The organism is Prevotella sp. CAG:255, from assembly GCF_000431195.1.
GTDB lineage: Bacteria > Bacteroidota > Bacteroidia > Bacteroidales > Bacteroidaceae > Prevotella > Prevotella rara.
In genome coordinates this window covers 36,055-57,979 of record NZ_HF986767.1, presented here as the reverse complement: position 1 = coordinate 57,979, position 21,925 = coordinate 36,055, and the positions used below count along the sequence as shown (strand labels likewise).

At 52.6% G+C, this 21,925-nt stretch carries 15 protein-coding genes; 11 read left to right on the top strand and 4 right to left on the bottom strand.

Annotation, left to right across the window (positions count from 1 at the left end; genetic code table 11):
* Positions 1–17: 17 nt before the first annotated feature.
* The 7 genes from QVO66_RS01420 to priA all read left to right on the top strand — a co-directional run bounded on the left by QVO66_RS01420 (position 18) and on the right by priA (position 9,176).
* Complete coding sequence (locus tag QVO66_RS01420; RefSeq protein WP_125105622.1) at positions 18–956, top strand: PorP/SprF family type IX secretion system membrane protein; 939 nt, start codon at positions 18–20, stop codon at positions 954–956.
* Between the two features lie 3 nt (positions 957–959).
* Entirely contained in the window at positions 960–2,402 is a 1,443-nt protein-coding gene (locus QVO66_RS01415; RefSeq protein ID WP_021853591.1) for an SUMF1/EgtB/PvdO family nonheme iron enzyme, read from the top strand.
* A 3-nt stretch (positions 2,403–2,405) separates the two neighbouring features.
* The gene (gene gldL / locus QVO66_RS01410; protein WP_021853590.1) at positions 2,406–3,329 is read left to right on the top strand and encodes a T9SS inner membrane protein PorL/GldL; all 924 of its coding nucleotides are present in this window, start codon (positions 2,406–2,408) and stop codon (positions 3,327–3,329) included.
* A 12-nt stretch (positions 3,330–3,341) separates the two neighbouring features.
* Complete coding sequence (gldM, locus tag QVO66_RS01405; protein ID WP_021853589.1) at positions 3,342–4,892, top strand: type IX secretion system protein PorM/GldM; 1,551 nt, start codon at positions 3,342–3,344, stop codon at positions 4,890–4,892.
* Between the two features lie 124 nt (positions 4,893–5,016).
* Positions 5,017–6,042: a type IX secretion system protein PorN/GldN gene (gene gldN / locus QVO66_RS01400; protein ID WP_053398704.1), complete on the top strand. Its 1,026-nt coding sequence runs from the start codon at positions 5,017–5,019 to the stop codon at positions 6,040–6,042.
* A gap of 68 nt (positions 6,043–6,110) precedes the next feature.
* On the top strand, positions 6,111–6,734 hold the full coding sequence (locus QVO66_RS01395) for a porin family protein (RefSeq protein WP_021853587.1): 624 nt from the start codon (positions 6,111–6,113) through the stop codon (positions 6,732–6,734).
* 171 nt (positions 6,735–6,905) lie between these two features.
* Positions 6,906–9,176, top strand: a complete 2,271-nt coding sequence (gene priA, locus QVO66_RS01390; protein WP_021853586.1) for a replication restart helicase PriA — start codon at positions 6,906–6,908, stop codon at positions 9,174–9,176.
* A 414-nt stretch (positions 9,177–9,590) separates the two neighbouring features.
* Here priA and QVO66_RS01385 read toward each other — a convergent pair whose 3' ends face one another.
* From QVO66_RS01385 to QVO66_RS01375, 3 genes are all read right to left on the bottom strand, one after another.
* Complete coding sequence (locus QVO66_RS01385; protein ID WP_288172427.1) at positions 9,591–9,983, bottom strand: hypothetical protein; 393 nt, start codon at positions 9,981–9,983, stop codon at positions 9,591–9,593.
* Positions 9,984–10,249: 266 nt separating this feature from the next.
* A complete protein-coding gene (locus QVO66_RS01380; RefSeq protein WP_288172426.1) occupies positions 10,250–11,293 on the bottom strand; it encodes a hypothetical protein in 1,044 nt (347 codons plus the stop codon).
* Positions 11,294–11,515: 222 nt separating this feature from the next.
* Entirely contained in the window at positions 11,516–13,606 is a 2,091-nt protein-coding gene (locus QVO66_RS01375; protein ID WP_021853583.1) for an HD family phosphohydrolase, read from the bottom strand.
* Between the two features lie 106 nt (positions 13,607–13,712).
* Between QVO66_RS01375 and gltX the strand changes: the two genes are divergently transcribed.
* Positions 13,713–15,230, top strand: a complete 1,518-nt coding sequence (gltX, locus tag QVO66_RS01370) for a glutamate--tRNA ligase (protein ID WP_021853582.1) — start codon at positions 13,713–13,715, stop codon at positions 15,228–15,230.
* Between the two features lie 22 nt (positions 15,231–15,252).
* Entirely contained in the window at positions 15,253–16,470 is a 1,218-nt protein-coding gene (locus QVO66_RS01365) for a 3-deoxy-D-manno-octulosonic acid transferase (RefSeq protein ID WP_021853581.1), read from the top strand.
* A gap of 192 nt (positions 16,471–16,662) precedes the next feature.
* Here the strand turns inward: QVO66_RS01365 and QVO66_RS01360 are convergent, their stop codons facing one another.
* The gene (locus QVO66_RS01360) at positions 16,663–17,571 is read right to left on the bottom strand and encodes a helix-turn-helix domain-containing protein (RefSeq protein WP_021853580.1); all 909 of its coding nucleotides are present in this window, start codon (positions 17,569–17,571) and stop codon (positions 16,663–16,665) included.
* Between the two features lie 207 nt (positions 17,572–17,778).
* On the opposite strand from QVO66_RS01360, the gene QVO66_RS01355 reads away from it, so the two are divergent.
* Both QVO66_RS01355 and QVO66_RS01350 read left to right on the top strand, forming a co-directional pair.
* A complete protein-coding gene (locus QVO66_RS01355) occupies positions 17,779–18,804 on the top strand; it encodes an efflux RND transporter periplasmic adaptor subunit (protein WP_021853579.1) in 1,026 nt (341 codons plus the stop codon).
* On the top strand, positions 18,801–21,908 hold the full coding sequence (locus tag QVO66_RS01350) for an efflux RND transporter permease subunit (protein ID WP_021853578.1): 3,108 nt from the start codon (positions 18,801–18,803) through the stop codon (positions 21,906–21,908). Before QVO66_RS01355 ends, QVO66_RS01350 begins: the two co-directional genes overlap by 4 nt.
* Positions 21,909–21,925: the final 17 nt, after the last annotated feature.

Sequence of the window (21,925 nt, the reverse complement as noted above, 5' to 3'; positions counted from 1 at the left end):
ACTTGCGTTATATTGTCGTGCGAATACGTCTTTTAACCATATTAACAGTGATGATGCTGGCCTCGGCAAGGGTCAGCGCGCAGTATGACGCGTCTTTCAGTCACTACTGGGACCTTGAGCCTTACTATAACCCGGGCTCGGTGGGCAAGGCCTCAAAGCTAAACATTGCGGCGGTGTATGCCCTCAGCTTTGCAGGATTCGAGAACAATCCGCGCTCAATGTACGTGGGCGCCGACATGCCGCTGTATTTCCTTAAGAACTATCACGGCGTGGGCCTCTCGCTCTTCAACGACCAGATAGGTCTGTTCACACATCAGCGCCTGGCGCTGCAGTATGCCTACAAGCACAAGCTCTTCGGCGGAATGATAAGTGCGGGCGTACAGCTGGGGCTGCTCAGCGAGGGCTTCGACGGCTCGAAGCTCGACATTGAAGACTCGAGCGACCCGGCCTTCACCACATCAGACGTCAACGGAAGCGCCTTCGACGTGGGCTTCGGACTTTATTACACGCACGGCCCCTGGTATGTGGGCGTGTCGGCCCAGCACCTCACCGCTCCGCTGGTTGAACTGGGCGAAACAAACGAATTGCAGATAGATCCTACATTTTATTTGACCGGCGGATACAATATTAAACTAAGAAATCCGTTTCTTACAATACATCCGTCTGTGCTGCTGCGCACCGACGGGGTGGCCTGGAGAGGCGACGTGTCGGGCCGGCTGGTCTATACAAACGACAAGAAGATGCTCTACGGGGGCGTGTCTTACAGCCCCACAAACTCGGTTACGGTGCTGGTGGGCGGCAGCTTCCACGGCATCAACATAGGCTACAGCTATGAGGTGTACACCTCGGCCATCAACATGGGCAACGGCAGCCACGAGCTTTTCATCGGATATCAGACTACACTCAACCTTTATAAAAAAGGAAAGAATAAACATAAAAGCGTGAGAATATTATAAGATATGAAAAAGATAAATACAATAATTGCCCTTGGCGTGATAGTGCTCACCACGCTCTCTGCATGCTTCGGCGGACGCTCCGCATCGGTAGGACGCGGAGGCGAGGTGGTAGGAGTAGGCGGGCGTGCCTTCACCGAGCCTACGCCTTACGGAATGACACTTATAAAGCGAGGCTTCCTCAAGATGGGTATGGAGAAAGAAGACAGCCTGTGGGGAAAGCAGACTCCGGTAAAGGAAATATCGGTTGACGGTTTCTGGATGGACGAAACCGAGGTTACAAACTCTGAGTACAAGCAGTTTGTGTTCTGGGTGCGCGACTCTATCCTGCGCACTCGTCTTGCCGACCCGTCTTATGGCGGCGACGAGAGCTACATGATAACCGAAGACAAGAACGGCGACCCCGTAACCCCGCACCTCAACTGGAAGAAACCGTTGCCGCGAAAGCCCAACGAGGACGAGCTGAGAGCCATCGAGAGTCTCTACGTTACAAATCCCGTTACTGGAGAGAAGATGCTCGACGCCAGCCAGATGAACTACCGTTATGAGGTCTACGACTATACAGCCGCAGCGCTGCGCCGCAACAGGCTTAATCCTGCTGAGCGCAACCTCAACACCGACATACCGGTTAATCCCGACGAAGTGGTGATGATTTCAAAGGACACTGCTTACATCGACGACGAAGGACGCATCGTAAGACAGACCATCGACCGCCCTCTCAGCGGCCCGTGGGACTTCCTCAACACATACATTGTCAACGTATATCCTGACACAACATGCTGGGTCAACGACTTTGTCAACTCTGACAACGAGACCTATATGCGCCTTTATTTCAGCAGTCCTACATATAACGACTATCCCGTTGTGGGCGTAACATGGGAGCAGGCCAACGCGTTCTGCGCATGGCGCACCGACTATCTGCTCAAGGGTCTTGGCGGCGAGGCACGCTATATACAGCGCTATCGCCTGCCCACAGAGGCAGAGTGGGAGTATGCCGCACGCGGTAAGGAAGGCACAGAGTTCCCCTGGGAGACTGTCGACGTTAAGAACGACAAGGGCTGTTTCTTTGCCAACTTCAAGCCCGACCGCGGCAACTACACCGAAGACGGCAACCTCATAACCAGCCGTGTGGGCATCTTCTCGTCTAATTCAAACGGACTGTTCGACATGGCGGGCAACGTGGCGGAGTGGACCAGCACCACATATACCGAGGCAGGTATCGACGCCATGAACGACCTTAACCCCGAGCTGCGCTACAACGCGGCCAAGGAAGACCCCTACAAGCTCAAGAAGAAGAGCGTGCGCGGAGGTTCTTGGAAAGACCCCGAGTCGTACATCCGTTCGGCATGGCGTACATGGGAGTATCAGAATCAGCCCCGTTGCTACATCGGTTTCCGCTGTGTCAGAAGTCTGGCAAGCACAACAAGTTCAAAACAGAAAAAGAAGTAAGACATGACAGAATACAGCAAATATAATATCATCTACCGCCTGCAGAGGTGGCTCGACAGCGTACCGGGACAAACGTTCCTGAACTACGCTTACAGTTGGGGTGCGTCTATCGTTATCCTTGGTACATTGTTCAAGCTCACTCACCTTCCCGGAGCCAACATCATGTTGTATTTCGGTATGGGCACTGAGGTTATAGTGTTCTTCATTTCGGCCTTCGACCGTCCTTTCGACAAGACTGCCATAGGCAAGGAAATACCCACTCATATTGCTGAGGAAGGGTATGGCGACGAAGAACTTGACATGGCTGATGCCGACGGGTTTGACTCTCCGGCGGCTGCTCCGCGTGTTGCCGGTGGTGGCGTTCAAGGCGGAAATGTGGTTTATATCAATGGTGGCGGTGCTCAGCCGCAGCCCGCTTCGGCAGCTGTTGCTTCTTCTGACGACAGCGTTCAGCCGTCAGCCGGAGGCCAGTCGTCTGCCGACGGCGAGTTTGTTGCAGGTCAGCCATATGCCGCTGCAGCAGGAACTGCTCCGCAGGGAATGCCCGCTCAGCAGCCTTCTACAGGCTGGATAACAGCCCAGCAGCAGGTATCGCCTGAGATGGAAGAAGCCACAAGCAACTATGTTGAAGAACTCAAGAAACTTACAGACATGCTGGCCAAGGTGTCGGAGCAGAGCGCACGTCTTACACGCGACTCAGAGGAGATGGAAAATCTCAACCGCACTCTCACCGGTATCTGCAAGGTTTACGAGATGCAGCTTAAGGGCGCAAGCTCTCAGATCGGCACTATCGACCAGATAAACGAGCAGTCGCGCAAGATGGCTTCACAGATAGAACAGCTTAACAAGATTTATGCCCGCATGATAGAGGCCATGACCGTAAACATGCGCGCAGCAACAAACAACGGAAACAACGCAGAAGTATAAAAACGCAAGGCAATGGCAATAAAGAAAAGACCGGTATCTCCACGCCAGAAGATGATAAACCTTATGTATGTCGTCCTCATGGCCATGCTTGCGCTTAACGTCTCGACCGAAGTGCTCGAGGGCTTCTCTATTGTGGAGGATAGCCTTCACCGCACCACCTCAAACGCTTCGTCAGAGAACGAATCGCTTTATGGCGACTTCGAGACTCAGATGAAATCGAACCCTCAGAAAGTGAAGGCATGGTTTGAGAAGGCCACTGCCGTCAAGCAGATGAGCGACTCGCTGTTCAATTTTGCACAGCAGCTGAAGGAGGCTATTGTGAAAGAGGCTGACGGAGAAAAAGGCGACGTGCTTAATATAAAGAACAAAGAAAACCTCGAAGCTGCCAACCAGATAATGCTTTCGCCTGCTTCGGGCAAGGGCGAACAGCTCTTCAACGCCATCAACTCATTCCGTGAGCGCATCCTGAAGATGGTTACCGACGAGCGTCAGAAAGCAATCATAGCCAGCAATCTTACCACGACATTGCCCAAGAACGCACGGACAATGGGTAAAAACTGGCAGGAATACATGTTCGAGGATATGCCTGTGGCTGCGGCTGTTACGCTTCTGACCAAGCTGCAGAGCGATGTCCGCTATGCTGAAGGCGAGGTGTTGCACACTCTTGTGGCCAATATCGACATGAAAGACATACGCGTCAACAAGCTAAGTGCTTTCGTGATACCCAATGCACAGACGATAGTGCGCGGCGACAAGTTCTCGGCTCAGATCGTTATGGCAGCGGTAGACACAACGCAGCAGCCACAGATATACATCGGCGGAAGGCAGATGAACCTGCGCAATAATACCTATGAGATTGTAACCGGACGCACCGGCGACTTTAATCTCACTGGTTATATCACAATGCGCAACGGCAGCGGCGATGTGATTCGCCGTGATTTCTCACAGAAGTATACCGTGGTTGACCCCAGCGCAACGGTTTCTGCCGACCTCATGAATGTGCTTTATGCAGGCTATAGCAATCCTATCAGCATAAGCATCCCGGGCGTTCCGCTCAACAAAGTATCGGCATCGATGAGCGGCGGCACGCTTCAGCCAGTGGGTCCGGGCAAGTATATTGCCCGTCCAACAGCCGTAGGAAAGGATGTAACGATAAACGTAATGTCGCTGCAGACAGGCAGCGCCAAGCCGGTAGGCCAGTTTACGTTCCATGTGCGCAAGCTTCCTGATCCTACACCATACATCGCCATCGGCGACAACCGTTTCCGTACGGGCGGCTTGGCCAAGGCTTCGCTCATGTCGGTAGGAGGCATCAAGGCCGCCATTGACGACGGACTGCTCGACATTCCGTTCAAGGTGCTGAGCTTTGAGACCGTGTTCTACGACAACATGGGTAACGCTGTGCCAATGGTTTCTAATGGCGATTCGTTCACGCAACGCCAGCGGGAGACCTTCCGCGGACTGTCGCGCAACAAGCGGTTCTATATCACCCGCATCACAGCCGTAGGTCCCGACGGAATTAAGCGCACGCTGCCGTCGACAATGGAAGTTATTGTGAAATAGTTCTCTTGCCCGAGGCCGGACAGCAGACCCGGGCTGAGATAAAAATAAAAACATAAGTATGACAAGATTCATGTTCTTTAAGAAGATAGCAAATGGCCACAAGACGGTGGCTGGCGGACCCACCTTGCGTGTGTGCGCAGTGCTGCTTTTGCTGGCAGCATGCATGGCAGAGGCGTCTGCACAGCCGGCGGCGCGCCGCAGACAACAGCAGCAGAAAAACGAGTCGAACGCACAGACGCTTACCACCCGTGCCCGCATCTCTTATCCGACGGCTGCCCGCATGTCTGAGGATGTGGTGTGGCGCCGTGACATTTACCGTGAGATCAATCTCGAGGAGGACGCCAATGCCGGCCTTTATTATCCGGTAGAGCCTGTAGGTTCGCAGATGAACCTGTTCACATACATCTTCAAGCTGATGATGCGTGGCGACATAAAGGCGTATGAGTACCGTCTGGACGGCAACGAGGTGTTCACCGACTCTGCCCGTGTAAAGCCCCTTGCCTTTCTCGACAACTATCACATATACTACGAACGCAACGGAGGCCGCGTGCGTCTGGACAACAGCGACATTCCGTCGCGCGAGGTTAAGTCGTTCTATGTAAAGGAGAGCGCATATTACGACCAGGCTTCTGCCACCTTCCATACAAAGGTCTTGGCGCTGTGTCCTATCATGTCGCGTGAGGATGACTTCGGCGACGGAGCGCAGAAGTATCCGCTTTTCTGGGTGAAATACGACGACCTGGCTCCTTATCTGAGCAAGCAGATAATAATGACGAGCAACCTCAACAATGCCGCCACGATGAGCATGGACGACTATTTTACGCGCAACATGTATAAGGGCAAGATATACAAGACCACGAACATGCTTGGCAAGACACTCAGCCAGTATTGCCACACTGACTCTGCCATGATCAAGGAGCAGAAGCGCATTGAGGGCGAGCTTGCCGCCTTTGAGAAAAACATCTGGGGCGACCAGGCACGCAAGGACTCGCTCGACAGCATTGCAAAGGCCGAAGTGAAGGTGAAGGGCAAGAAGGTGAAGAAGAACCGCCGCTCGTCTACAACGGTGAAGAAGAGCCGTTCGTCGAGCAAGAGCTCTTCAGGCTCATCATCGGCAGCACGCGTTACGGTGCGCAGACAGAGACACTGATATAATACAAGATAACGACTGCCCCACGACGGGGCAGCCAAATTTATAAACACTTAAAATGAAAGCTTATGAAAAAGTTATTTACACTGATTGTTCTTGTAGCGGCAACCTATTTCGCCGTGCCGGCAAACGCACAGCTGAAGTTTGGTATCAAGGGTGGTCTTAACATCACAGACATGTCGCTCAGTAATGATGTATTCGAGACATCAAACCGCACCGGATTCTTCATCGGTCCGACTATCAAGTTCACACTCCCCATCGTAGGCCTTGGCATCGATGCTTCTGCGCTCTACGACCAGCGTGAAGGCGAGGTCAATGTTGAGGCAGACGACAACACTCTGGTGTCAACAAGACTGAAGCAGAAGTCAATCAATATTCCTATCAACCTCCGTTACGACATCGGCTTGGGAAGCCTTGCTGCCGTTTATCTCGCAGCCGGACCTCAGTTTGGATTCAACGTCGGCGACAAGAACCAGAGCCTGTATAAGGACGTGGCAGAATGGAGACTCAACACCTCTAACTTCAGTGTCAACGTGGGTGCCGGCGTAATGCTGTTAGGCCATCTGCAGGTTGGTGCCAACTATAACATCGTTTGCGGCAAGACAGGCGAGATAACTGTTCTCGACGGCGCAGAGAGCGTGCTGCGCGGCCGTTCAAACACATGGCAGATTTCTGCTGCCTACTATTTCTGATCCGGGCAAATTCTTTAAAAGCATAGAATAATTCCATTGGAGACATTTCTGCGTAGGCATGAAATGTCTCCTTTTTTTGTTCCTCTTTATTCCGCCATTTATGGTTTTTGTGCAAACAAGCACTTTCATCTTTTGTGCATTTGGGCATAATTCTGTATTTTTGCACAACAGATGACTTACGCAGATATCATACTTCCGCTGCCGCTCGACAGCCTGTTCACCTACTCCGTGCCCGACAGTCTTGCCGGACGCGTGGGGCAGGGCATAAGGGTGCTCGTGCCGTTTGGCAAGAGCAAGACATACGTGGGGCTGGTGGTTAGGACACACAACAACAAGCCCGACTTCAATGTTAAGGACATATCTACCGTGATGGACGACGCTCCCGTGGTTAATGCCGTGCAGCTAGAGCTGTGGCGATGGATGGCCGACTACTATCTGTCGTCTGTTGGCGACGTGATGAACGCTGCCCTGCCGTCGGGACTCAAGAGCGAGGACGGATACACGGCAAAGACCGAGACCTATGTGTCGCTTGCGCCCGAATATCACAGCGAGCGCGCCATACGTGTGGCTCTCGACGTGCTGAAGCGTGCTACGGCCCAGCTTAAGGTGTTTGAGACATTTCTCACGCTCTCTCACTGGGACACCATAAGCGGCGACACATGTGCCGAACCCGTGGCCGAGGTGAGCCGCGACGAGCTTATGAACGAGACACACTGCACTTCGGCAGTGTTCAGAAATCTTGTCGTAAGAAAATTCCTGAACACTTACGAGCGCGAGATAGGCCGGCTGAACAATGCCGGAGAGCCGCATCCCGAGCTGATAAAGCCGCTCAACGAGGCTCAGCAGACGGCCTACAACAATATAGTTTTCAGCTTTCTGAAAAAAAATGTGGTGCTGCTCCACGGCGTAACGTCGAGCGGCAAGACCGAAATCTATATACATCTCATCCGCCAGGCCATCGAACGCCGGCAGCAGGTGCTCTATCTGCTGCCTGAGATAGCGCTCACCGTGCAGATACGCCAGCGCCTTCAGCGCGTGTTCGGCAACCGCCTCGGCATATACCATTCTAAGTATTCCGACGCCGAGCGCGTGGAGATATGGAAGAAGCAGCTGTCTGCCGCTCCCTACGACGTTATACTCGGTGCGCGCTCGGCCGTGCTCCTGCCGTTCACCAATCTCGGCCTTGTCATCATCGACGAGGAGCACGAGACGTCGTTCAAGCAGCAAGACCCCGCCCCGCGCTATCATGCCCGCAGCGTGGCCATAATGCTTGCGCGCAAGTTTGGCGCAAAGGTGCTGCTTGGCTCTGCCACGCCTTCGCTCGAGAGCTGGAACAACGCCCATACGGGCAAGTTTGGCCTGGTGAGCCTTATGCAGCGTTATAACGACATACGCCTGCCAGAGATTGAGGTGGTGGACATTAAAGACCTGCAGCGCCGCAAGATGATGAGCGGTCCGTTCTCGCCCCGCCTGATGGCAGCCGTGCGCAAGGCCTTGGACAACGGCGAGCAGGCCATACTGTTTCAGAACCGCCGCGGCTTCGCGCCGATGATAGAGTGCCGCGAGTGCGGATGGGTGCCACACTGCGACAAGTGCGACGTGTCGCTCACATACCATAAGAGCCTCGGACAGCTTACGTGCCACTATTGCGGCACGACATACACCGTGCCCGAGGTGTGCCCCTGCTGCGGAAGCCGCAACCTGCGTGGGCGAGGATATGGCACGGAGAAGGTGGAAGACTACGTGATGGAGCTGTTTCCCGACGCCCGCGTGGCACGCATGGACCTCGACACCACCCGCACGCGCAACGCCTATGAGAGGCTGATAAGCGACTTCTCGGCGCATAAGACCGACATTCTGATAGGCACGCAGATGGTGAGCAAGGGCCTCGACTTCGACAAGGTGAGCGTGGTAGGCATATTGAATGCCGACAGCATGCTCAACTATCCCGACTTCCGTGCCTACGAGCATGCCTTCATGATGATGGCGCAGGTGGCCGGACGCGCCGGGCGCAAGGGCAAGCAGGGCCTCGTGATACTGCAGACCAAGAGTCCGCAGCTGCCTGTCATAACGCAGGTGGTGCGCAACGACTGCGAAGGACTGTTTGCCGACCAGCTCGAGGAGCGCCAGGCGTTCTGCTATCCGCCGTTCTGTCATCTGATATATGTCTTTCTGAAGCATCGCGACGACGCCGTGGTGGCCTCCGCTTCCATGCGTCTCGGCGACATACTGCACGGTTGGTTCGGCAGCCGTGTGCTCGGTCCCGACAAGCCTTCGGTGTCGAAGGTTAAGACGCTCAACATACGCAAGATTATGCTGAAGCTCGAAAACGGCATCGACCTTGTCAAGGTGCGCCTCTATCTGCGCAAGGCACAGGCCATGATGGGGCAGGACGCCAAGTATCGTTCTGTTCAGATTTACTTCGATGTCGACCCCCTTTAATCCCGATCAGGACATCAGACCGCATATCGTGTTGTCTGTTTCGTGTATTCCGGCTCTCTGCTGTCTTTCCGTTTCCTGTTGCCACTTTTCCGTCCGCTTTTCTTGACATGGCGTACTATGCTTGCGAAATAACAGACGGAAATATGCTCTGAATAAAGCAAAACAACAGGCAGAATAATGATGCCGGTTTAGGCTTAACCACGTCATTCTTAACCGGCTGCAGAGCCTGCTGTTGCCGCTGAAAAAATGGTTGATTATATATGTATTTCCAATATGTGGTCTTTTGCCTTCCAAAAGGCCACATATTGCAACGTAAAAGGCCACCTTTTAGACGATAAAAGGCGGCCTTTTGCAAAAGTAAGATTATGATGCTCGTAACGCACTGATAATCAGTTGCATTACATTGCGTAGGAATTAAAAGTCGATGTCAAGTCCGATACCGAACACACGGTTAGTGCGTGTGAACGTGTCGGCGCCGTAAAGCATGCTCTTTCCTGTCGACGGGTCAGGCGTGGTCAGCAGTGCCGTGGTCTTGTCTACGGCCACCTGTGCAGCCTCCGGGCCCAGCAGTTCGTTGGCCACGTTGCCGATAACCTTTCCGGCCAGTCCGGAGATGTTGTAGTAGTCGTTGGTCTCGCGCTTGTAGTCCTTGTAGAATGTCTGGAAGTAAGCCAGGTTGAGCTTCATCTTCTCGGTCAGCTTAATGCCCACGCCCAGGCCCACAGAGCAAGAACTTACGTTGAAGCTGATGTCCTCCATGTAGCTGTCTGTGAAGTCATACTCCGTAAACTGCGCTCCGGCGCTCACCTGCACTCTCTTGTTGATGTCATATTCTGCACCGAAGAGATACTCGTTGGTGTTGCCTCCGAGCTTGTCCTGGTGGTTGTCAAACTGCTTTGCGTCAGTGTCAAAGTAGTGGTGCCATCCGGCAGAGATGCGCAGCTGCTGCAGCGGCTACCACTGTGCGCCCAGCGTCAGCAGAGCCGGCGAGTCTTCAGCCACCTCAATTCCGTCGGTATAGCGGTTGAGTTGCTCCAGGTTCTTGGCGCTCTCGCTGTTGGCAGAGCGGTTGTTCAGGCGGATTCGCTGTTGGCCGAGCGGTTCTTCAGGCGCATGCGCGTCTTGAATTCATACTTTGCTGCAAAGTTAAAGTCGCCCGTCTTATAGTCAACACCGATTATCGGCGCGATGCCCCATCCGGTCTGGTCGCAGTTAAGCGTTACGTCCTCTGTTGCAGAGCCGAGCGCACCCAGCATCACGGCCTTCACCTTATAGTCCTTTGCCAGCTGTGCATATTTGGCTGCGTTAGCCATGTCGCCTGCCTGCTGATACATGTTGGCCATCTCTGTGTATGTGCCCACAGCTACGGCAGCTTGTGCCGAAAGGTTCTTGAACGTTTCGGGCGCGCTTACCATCTCGCCGTTTATGTTGGCCTTGATGTTCTTCACGTAGCCGTAATAGTTAGAGTTGCCGTATAGCACACGTGCGCCCAGATACACCGACCAGTGGTCGTTCAGCTTGCGTGCCGCTCCGAGCGTAAAGCCGTAATAGTATTGGCGTCCGCGCATGTATGTGTCCATGTCATACTGCGACACCGTGGGCAAGCCCAGCGAGCCCAGTCCGAGTTCGTTTGTCAGCACGTCGAGGTTCTGCGACAGCAGCGGCAGCAGGGCTATGTTGCCCTCAAACGACGACAGACCGTCGTCGAACACACACTTGCCACCACCGCCCGTGATGGCGAAGTTAAACTGGAAGCTCCAGTTGTTCTTGTTGTATGCCGCCTGTATCGACGGTATGATTGGGGCGTTGGCCTCGCCCTTGAAAGTCTTGGTGGTGTTGCCGAAGTTCTTGGCTCCATAGGCAAACGGAGCGAACGTTGAGGTTATCTCACGTGTCTGGTGAGCGTTCTGGATGTTGAGCGACAGATGGAATCCGTTGTTCATAAACGCCACTCCGGCAGGGTTGCTGTACACACCGGCAATGCCAATCACGGCATCCTGAGCCGGATTTCGCAGGAAAGCAATGTTCTGATTGGTGTTAGTAAGAATACCGCCTGCGCTGGCCGTTGCGGCTGCTGACAGTGCAAGAGCTGCGCAGATTAATTTTGTTTTATTCATCTTTAATAACCTTAAATAAATTGGCTGCAAAGGTATCATTCTTGTTCTTTATTTCCTAAAATGCAGTCTTTTGTTTAATTTTTATTAACAAGATAGCGGCGTGTTAATGCACAAATATATAGATGTGTGCAAGTTTTTGTGTCATACACGTGCATAAATAAAAGGTCGCCGGCGCTGCATCTACAACAGCGTTGGCGACCTTTTCAGCTGTGCCGTCGGCCCTTATTGCTTTGCGGGCGGCGTGTTTTCGGTCTTGTTGTTTTTCTTTGCCAGTTCCGGATAGCTTGTGCGCGTGTGGTATATCGACTTCAGTCGCTCCGTCAGCACCTGCTTAGCCACGGCTATGTCGTGGAAGGTTATCGGGCAGTAGACAAAATATCCCTCGCTCACCTGCTGGTCTATGAGCCTGTTCACCAGGTTGGATATGCTCTCCTCGGTGTATTCAGGCAGCGATCTCGATGCCGCCTCCACCGTGTCGGCCATCATCAGTATGGCCTGTTCGCGCGTGAACGGGTCGGGGCCGGGATATGTGAAGAGCGAGTCGTCCACGGGTTCGTCGGGGTGTTCGTTCTTGTACGATATGTAGAAATACTTTGTCTTGCCGCTTCCGTGGTGAGTGTTTATAAAGTCCTTGATTATGCTCGGCAGATTAAACTTCTCAGCCATTTTCAGTCCTTCGGTTACGTGGCTTATCACGATCTGTGCCGCCTCTATGCGCGGCATCTTGTCGAGCGGGTTGGTGCCCACCTGGTTTTCGGTGAAGAAGGCCGGGTTCTTCATCTTTCCTATGTCGTGATACATGGCTCCTGTTCTCACGAGCTGCGCCTTAGCTCCGATCTTGTTGGCTATCTCGGCGGCAAGGTTGCTCACCATGACAGAGTGCTGGAATGTGCCCGGAGCCACCTCGCTGAGCTGGCGCAGCAGGTCCTTGCTGGTGTTTGACAGCTCAATGAGCGTAACGTTTGATATGAACCCGAACGCCTTCTCGATGATGAGCATCATCGGGTAGGCAAAGAGCAGCAGCACGCCGTTCACGATAAAGTATTTATACATGCTGTGGTCCATCGACGTGATGTTGTTGTCCTGCATCAGCTGCAGCGCGAAATACATGGCGCTGCTGCCTATCGTCACGAGCACGGCCGTCTTGAACAGCTGCGCCCTCTGCGACAGTTCGCGCAGCGAATAGATGGCCACGAGGCCCGCCACAAGCTGCACGATGATGAACTCATACTGATATTTCACGGCGGCGGCACATATCAGAATCATCGTTACGTGCGATATGAAGGCCGTTCGCGAGTCCATGAACACGCGTATGAATATCGGTGCTATGGTGAACGGCAGCACGTAGACGTTCAGTATGCTGTGGCTCATCATCACCGACACGAGTATCGGGAACAGCGTTATCATCGTGTAGAGCATGGTGATGCTGCGCGGCTTTTCAAAGTAGTCCTTGCGGAACAGGCCGAGATACGTGGTGAACAGCATTATGAGCGTGGCCACGAAGAGTATCTGTCCGGCTATTGTCGACGGTATGGCGCTCACCGTTGCGCTGCGCCTCTGCGTTTCCTTCTCAAACGAGTTGAGCACCCTGTACGTGTGGTCGTCCACTATTTCGCCTCGGTCTATTATCTTCTGTCCGCTGAGCACCATTCCGCTTGCCAGCGGTATCGTGCTGAGCAGGTCGGCCTTCTCGGTCTCGCTGCGCTCCTCGTCATAGTTGAGGTTAGGCTGTATATATTCGTTCAGGTTGCATTTCTGCAGTATCTGCCTCTGTTCGGCCAGCTTCTGGTCGGTGAACAGCTGTTCATAGGCCGTCATCGTCGAGTAGATGCACATTATTTCGGCGTTGGTGGCCTTCTTGCCGCTCACAATCCTTATGGTGCTTGTGGTGTCCTTGCTTATCTCTGAGTATTCGGGCGTGTCCATGATTCCTGCCTGATACAGGCGGTGAAGCCTGTCGGCAATGGTCGTAACATAGTTGTAGGGCAGTCCGGGTATGCCCTCCTTGTATTTGCTCAGAAACTTGCCGATCTGCTCCTTCTCTACAGCCGTGTTATAGTTGTAGTAAGGCTCAAAGGCCTTTATTATGCTGTCTTGCTCTCCCTTAATGGCCTCGTCGGTCTTGTAGATAGGAAAGTCGAACTTGGCTATCAGCGAACTGTACATCCACGGCTTGCCTATGTCGTATCTGAACTGCGGTCCGCTGTTGCGCGGAAGGAAGCCCACGATGATGATTACGGCTGTAACCACCAGCGACACTCGTGTCAGGATGTTTCTGAAATAATGTTTGTCAGTTTTGTTGAATTTGCCCATTTCTATTCGTATTAAATGCTTTACACTGCGAAAATAATAAAAAAATACGCCACTTTGCTAAAAAAGTTGTAATTTTGCACAAAATTTATCTTATCTTCATTAATAAATGGCAGAAAGAAAAGTAAGGGTGCGCTTTGCACCAAGTCCTACCGGGGCGTTGCATATAGGCGGCGTACGTACCGCATTGTATAATTATCTTTTCGCCCGTCAGCATGGCGGCGATTTCGTTTTCAGAATAGAAGATACAGACTCAAACCGTTTTGTTCCGGGCGCAGAGGAGTATATCATAGAGTCGTTCAGATGGCTTGGCATCAAGTTTGACGAGGGTGTCAGCTTCGGCGGCGAGCATGGTCCTTATCGTCAGAGCGAGCGTCGTGCGATATACAGAAAATATGTCGACCAGCTGCTCGATGCCGGCAAGGCATACATTGCCTTCGACACGCCCGAGGAGCTTGAGGCAAAACGCCAGGAGATAAAGAACTTCCAGTATGATGCCCATACGCGAATGATGATGCGCAACTCGCTCACATTGCCGGCCGAAGAGGTTGAAAGACTGATAGCCGACGGCAACCAGTATGTGGTGCGCTTCAAGATTGAGCCGGGCGAGGACGTTCACGTTAACGACATGATACGCGGCGACGTTGTTATAAAGAGCGATATTCTTGACGACAAGGTTCTTTATAAGAGCGCCGACGAACTTCCTACATATCACCTTGCAAACATTGTTGACGACCACCTGATGGAGATCAGCCACGTTATCCGTGGCGAGGAGTGGCTGCCGAGCGCACCGCTGCACGTGCTTCTTTACAGAGCCTTCGGCTGGGAAGACACTATGCCACGCTTTGCGCATCTGCCTCTGCTGCTCAAACCGGACGGAAAGGGCAAGCTGAGCAAGCGCGACGGCGACCGCCTGGGCTTCCCCGTGTTCCCGCTGGAGTGGCACGATCCTAAGACAGGCGAGGTGTCTAACGGCTTCCGCGAGCAGGGATATTTCCCCGAGGCTGTCATCAACTTCCTTGCACTGCTGGGCTGGAATCCGGGCACGGAGCAGGAGATGTTCACTCTCGACGAGCTTGTTGAGCAGTTCGACATAACGAAGTGCAGCAAGGCCGGAGCGCGTTTCGACTATCAGAAGGGCATCTGGTTCAATCACGAATACATCCTGCGCAAGAGCAATGAGGAAATTTCTAAGCTGTTTGCGCCTATCGTTGCAGGCAACGGCATCGATGAGTCTATGGAGCGCATAACCAAGGTCGTTTCTATGATGAAAGACCGTGTAAGCTTCGTCAAGGAGCTTTGGCCACTCTGCTCGTTCTTCTTCATACCTCCCACAGAGTATGACGAGAAGACCGTACGTAAGCGCTGGAAGGAAAATTCGGCTCAGGTTATGGGCGAGCTTGCCGAGGTGCTTGAGGGCATTGACGACTTCTCGCTCGAGAATCAGGAGCACATCGTCATGGCTTGGGTTGAGAGCAAGGGCTACAAGCTGGGCGACGTGATGAATGCTTTCCGTCTTACTCTTGTGGGCGAAGGCAAGGGTCCGGGCATGTTCGACATTTCTGCTTTCCTCGGCAAGGAAGAGACGCTGCGCCGTCTGCGCCGTGCAATCGAGGTGCTTAAATAGACCTAACAAACAAGCATAAGCCGTGTACGAAATTGTTATCAGCCTTTACACGCTGGGCGTGGCTGTGATGAGTCTGTTCAGCGACAAGGTAAAGAAGATGTGGCGGGGTGAGCGCGAGGCTTTCAGTATCCTTAAGCGCAGCGTCGACCCCGGCGCACGCTATGTATGGTTCCATGCGGCGTCGCTCGGCGAGTTTGAGCAGGGCCGTCCCATCATTGAGCGCCTGCGCCTTGAGCATCCAGAATATAAGATTCTTCTGACCTTCTTCTCGCCTTCGGGCTATGAGGTCAGAAAGAATTACAACGGTGCCGATATTATTTGTTATTTGCCGCTTGATACTTACATGAACGCACGCCGTTTCCTGAATCTTGTGCATCCCGAGATGGCGTTCTTTATCAAATATGAGTTCTGGTGGAACTATCTGCACATACTGAAGCGCCGCAATGTGCCTGTCTACAGCGTGAGCAGCATATTCAGGCCCAATCAGGTGTTCTTCCGCTGGTATGGCCGCACATACAGCAATGTGCTTAAGTGCTTCACACGTTTCTTCGTTCAGAACGAAGTCAGCAGACAGCTGTTAGCCAAGCTCGGCATCACTGAGGTTGAGATTACGGGCGACACGCGTTTCGATCGTGTGCTGCAGATAAAGAGCCAGGCCAAGAGTCTGCCTATAGTTGAGGCCTTCAGACAAGACTATAAAGTGTTTGTGGCCGGAAGCAGCTGGCCTCCCGATGAGGACATCTTCATTAAATATTTCAACGGCCGCGACGACTGGAAGCTTATTATTGCCCCGCACGTTATCGGCGAGGACCATCTTCAGCAGATATTGTCTAAGCTGAAGGGCAAGGCCGTGAGGTATACCGAGGCCACTCCTGAGAGCGTTGCCGATGCAAAGATTCTCATTATCGACTGTTTCGGTCTGCTCTCCAGCATCTATGGCTACGGCCATGTGTCGTATGTTGGCGGCGGTTTCGGTGTCGGCATACACAATGTGCTCGAGGCGGCGGTTTGGAACATACCGGTGATATTCGGTCCTAACAACGAGCGTTTCCAGGAAGCGCAAGACTTGCTCGCATCGGGCGGCGGCCATCAGATTGACGGTTATCAGCAGTTTGAGAGCCTGATGAACAGCTATATAGCCGACGACAGCCTCCGCAAGGCAGACGGCGACAAGGCTGCGCAATATGTAAGCAGCAAGGCCGGAGCAACGGGAAAGATACTCTCGGCAGTTAAATTCTGATTTTTTTGTTGGCTAATGAATATAAGGACACAGCGCGCCTGCCGTTCACACGGCGACGCGCTGTTGTCTTTTTGTGTTTTTCTTTGTATGTGATGTAAGGTCTTTTATATTTTCAGCCGCAGTCTTTCTGCTGCTTTGACCTGCACATTTTCCCGAGATATATGATGAAGTCAGGCATGCAGTATCCGTTTTTCATCTTATAGGCCTTCTGTCAAACGAGTACATGTTTCTTCTGTATTCGCTTGGCGACATGCCAGTCTGCGACTTTACAAACTTTCCGAAGAATGATATGTTAGGAAAGTTCATCGTGTCCGAAATTTCCTTTATTGTAATGTTTGAATATCTCAGTCTCTTTATTATCGCGTCAATGGTAAACTGGTGAATCCAGCTCAGCGCAGTTCTTCCGCTGACCTTTTTCGACAGCGACGAAAGATATTTGGGCGTTATGCACAGTTTTTCGGCATACGCACTCACCGATCGCTCCATGCCTCCGTTCTCGGCCAGCAGCTCCATGAAGCGCCTGAACAGCAGGTCGCCCTGCCTTATCACCCCGTTGTATATAGTATTGTCTGTGCATGATGCTATAAGTTCGGCCAGTTCATAGAACGCAAACTGAAAGAGCGAGCGCATTATTTCCCTGTGAAACAGCCCGTCCATGCTTTCCAGCTTAAACTGCAACAGACTGTAGAATCTGTTCATCAGTATCTGTTTTTCGCTGTTGAGGCTTATCACTGGGTGATGTGATGCGTATAATACGATGTTCCAAAAGTTTTTGCTGAGGTCAAGACTTCTGAAAAGAGCCTTGCTCGAGAGTCCGAGAATCTTCAGGTCGATGTCGTCTGATGTATTTATGTCGGTTACGAGCGAGTTAGGCAGACATATCATTATATTGCCTTTTTCAAGTCTGTGGTAAGAGTCGTTGATGCAGCACTCAACTCTTCCTCTGGCACAATATATAACTATCAGCAACTCAAGCTTACAGGGGTTGTCCGTGGGGATGTTCTTCAGACTCTCCATTACCACGATGTCTCCGTCGTAATAGTCGGTCTGGGCTTCGTTGATTATTGATTCGATGTCTACTTTAAGTTCGTTATCTGTCATAAGTTGCGTCAAAATTTGTTCTTCGGGTGCAAAGATAGGTATTAACTGAAACAGTGCAACTATCTAAAAGTAGATAATAGTGTTCCTAAATTCTTTGCAGTGTTCATATTCTCCACTTTTGGATTTTTTGTTTAGGAAATAAGAACACAAGAGTAAAAGCCTTTATCCGTAATTTTGCAAAAAAATTTTTGAACAAATACAAAGGAAATGAACAAAGCAAGTTATTTAGCAATCCTTGCGCTGTCGGTGGTGCTTCTTGCATCATGCTCCGGCAAGGAAAAGGCGAGAGAGGTGATGCCGGTTAAGGTGAAGACAGAGAAGGCAGAGCCGGTACCCGTAAGTGGAAGTCAGGAATTTTCGGGCACGGTAGAGGCCTCAGACGATGCCGCTCTAAGTTTTGCTTCGGGCGGAACCGTAACAAAGGTATATGTGTCTGTGGGCGATATGGTAAAGAAAGGTGCCCTCATAGCCGAGGTTGATCCTGTCAGCGTGCGCAATGCCTACAATGCTGCCAAGGCCGTGAGAGAGCAGGCTGAGGATGCCTTCAGGCGTATGAAGCAGCTGCACGACGAAGGAAGCCTCACCGAGATGCAGTGGATAGAAGTGCAGAGCAAGCTGCGCCAGGCTGTGTCAACCGAGAACATTGCCCGCAAGAGTCTGACCGACTGCCGTCTTTATGCCCCATACAGCGGATACGTGGCCGAGAAACTTGTCGAGGCAGGACAGAACGCCGCCCCCGGCATGCCTGTGATAAAGCTGGTAAGTATTAATAAGGTGAAGATAAAGATTGCCGTGCCCGAAGACGAGATGTCTGGCATAAAAGTCGGTCAGAGCGCCCTCGTGCGCGTGCCGGCACTGCAGAACATGAGCTGCAGCGGCCGCGTGGCCGAGAAGGGTGTGGCTGCCGACCCGCTGTCACGCTCTTACGAGGTGAAGATAGAAGTGTCTAACTCTGGCCATAAGCTGCTGCCGGGCATGGTGTGCGAAGCCTATGTGGGCGACAATCTTTCAGCCACGGCCGTGGCCCTGCCTGCCAATGTGATACTGATAGACACCGACAACCGCACCTTTGTGTGGACTGCCGTAGGCGGAAAGGCTCACAAGACTTATGTAGAGGTGGGCGAGAGCGTAGGCAGCCGCGTGGTGATTAACAGCGGAATAAGCGCCGGCGACAAGGTCATTGTCGGCGGACAGCAGAAGGTCAGCGAGGGAACTAAAATAGCAGAACTATGACAAAGAAGAAAAGAAACATCGTAGAGTGGGCCATGCACTATCGCCAGATAGTGATAATGGTGGCATGCTGTCTCGTGGCCTTCGGCGTATACGGTCTGGCTGACATGAACAAGAACGAGTTTCCCGACTTCACGGTGCGCCAGGGTGTGGTTGTAGCCGTCTATCCGGGCGTGTCGGCACAGGACATTGAAGAACAGCTCACAAAGCCGCTCGAAAACTACATATTCTCATATAAGGAAGTAAAGAAAGAGAAGACCAAGTCGTACAGCCGCAACGGCATGGCCATAATACAGATAGAGCTTAACGACGATGTGTCGGGCACCGACAAGGACAACTTCTGGAGCAAGTTCAAGCACGGCATCAACACGTTCAAGGCTCAGCTGCCTTCAGGTGTGCTTGCGCTCATGGTTCAGGACGACTTCGGCGACACGTCGGCCCTGCTCATAACCATGGAGAGCAAGGATAAGACCTACCGCGAGCTCAACGACTATATGGACGACCTGAAAGACAGGCTGCGCCGCATTGAGAGCATCGGCCGCATGAACGTATTGGGAATGCAGAAGGAGCAAATATCAATATATCTCGACAGCGACAAGATGTCCCACTACGGCATAGGCACCAACACCATTGCCGCCAGCCTCTTTGCCAAGGGCTTCGTTACCACTGCCGGCACGCAGAAGGGCAACGGCTACGACAGTCCGATACAGGTGGAGCGCTCGCTCAACGTGGTGGGCGATGTTGAGCAACTCGTTGTCTATTCCGATCCGTCAGGCAACGTGGTACGTCTGAAGGACGTTGCCAGGGTAAGGCGCGAGTATCCCCAGCCGTCGTCGTATGTAACCAACAACGGACAGAAGTGTCTTGTGCTGAGTGTGGAGATGAAGAAGGGCCGCAGCATAACGGCCATGGGAGCTGACATCGAAAAGGTGATGGACGAGTTTAAGTCGACATTGCCGTCAGACGTAACCATCTTTACTATAACGGACCAGACCAAAGTGGTAAACGACAGCGTCGTAAACTTTCTCCGTGAACTTCTCATTGCCATAGCAGCCGTCGTAATAGTGATAATGCTGTTCTTGCCGATGCGCGTCGCTCTTGTGGCGGCGTCCACCATCCCTATCTCTATTTTCATCTCATTAGGTTTGTTCTATGCGTTCGGCATAGAGCTCAACACGGTTACGCTGGCTGCTCTTATTGTTACGCTTGGCATGATTGTCGACAACTCCATTGTGATAATCGACAGCTACATGGAGATGCTTGCCGAGGGCAAATCGCGCTGGACGGCATCTATCAGCAGTGCCACCCATTTCTTCAAGTCGATATTTTCGGCCACGCTTGCCATAAGCATCACGTTCTTCCCGTTTCTGCTTACTACGAAGGGAATGTATCACGACTTCCTGCTTTATTTCCCGTGGTCCATCACCATCGTGCTGCTCATATCGCTTCTGGTGGCAGAGCTTATAGTGCCGTTCCTGCAGTTCTACTTCATACGCAAGCCTGTTGGCACAGGGGGTAAGAAGAAGTTCTCGTTCCTCGACCTCGTTCAGCGCTATTACGACTGGCTCATAGGCCGCTGCTTTGCCCATCCTTACATCACCGTTTCTGTCGGCGTGGCAAGCATAGTGATTGGTTCAGTCATGGTGTCACAGCTGCCGCAGAAGATGATGCCTACGGCCGAGCGCAACCAGTTTGCCGTTGAGATTTACCTTCCCGACGGCACGTCGCTCAAGCGCACCGCTGCCGTTGCCGACAGTCTGGAGCATATTCTGCGCAAAGACAGCCGCGTGGTGTCGGTGGCATCGTTCAAAGGCACTTCATCGCCGCGTTTTCATGCAGCCTATGCGCCGCAGTTTGGCGGATCTAACTATACACAGTTTATTGTCAATACGAAGAGTAACCACGATACTGAGACCCTGCTGAAAGACTACCGCATGAAGTATGCCACACACTTCCCCGACGCTTATGTGAGGTTTAAGCAGCTGTCTTATTCGCAGGATGCCAATCCTGTTGAGCTAAGGCTTACGGGCGACGACTGGCAGCAGCTTAAGTCGGTTGCTGACTCCGTAACGCGCCTGTGGCGTAACAATCCTTACCTTATGCTTGTGCGCAACGACGTCAATGAGCCTCTGCTGACCACCGACGTAGTGCTCGACGAAACCAAGGCAGGCCGCATGGGCGTAACCAACGCCATGGTTGAGGCCACGCTCGCCACGCGCTATAACAGCAGCGGCATAAGTCTCGGCACGATATGGGACGGCGACTATAACTACGGCGTATGCCTTAAAGGCACTAATGCCGACTCGTCTGCTATGAAAGACGTTGCCGACGAGCTTATACCCGTCAGCGGCGGACTCTCCGTGGTGCCCTTGCGTCAGATAGCCGATATTAAGCCTGTATGGGCTGACGGACAGATAGCTCACCGCAACGGTCTGCGCACCATCACCGTGATGGCAGATGTTGTCAACGATAAAAATGTAATGGAGCTGACCACCGAACTGCAGAAGAGCTTCGACGCGTCGCGCCTTCCTTCTGGCGTTACGGCCGAGTGGGGCGGCGAGTATGCCGAGTCGCAGGAGTCGCTGCCGCAGATTCTGTCGGCTCTTGCCGTGGCTGTGGTCATCATCTTCTTTATTCTTGTATGGCACTTCCATCGCATCAACACCGCCGTCCTGCTGCTCGTGTCGCTTGCCATGACAATATTTGGTACGAGCTTGGGTGTTGTTATTTCAGGCGTAACGTTCAGTCTTACGTGCTTCCTCGGCATAATCAGCCTGATGGGTATATTGGTGCGTAACGCCATAATAATGTATGACTATGCCGAAGAGCTGCGCGAAAAGGAGAAGCTGACCGCCCACGAGGCCATCTTCCTTTCGGCCAAGCGTCGTATGCGTCCCATCTTCCTTACCTCGGCGGCAGCCTCAATGGGTGTCATCCCGATGATTCTCGGCGGCAGCGGTCTGTGGATGCCCATGGGTTCTGTTATATGTTACGGCACGCTGGTTACGATGCTGCTCATACTCACCGTGCTGCCCGTGGCCTACTGGCTGATGATGAGCGGATCGACAAAACGTCGTGAGGCAGGACTGAAACTTGAAAATGAATGATAAAAGTAAAAATAAGA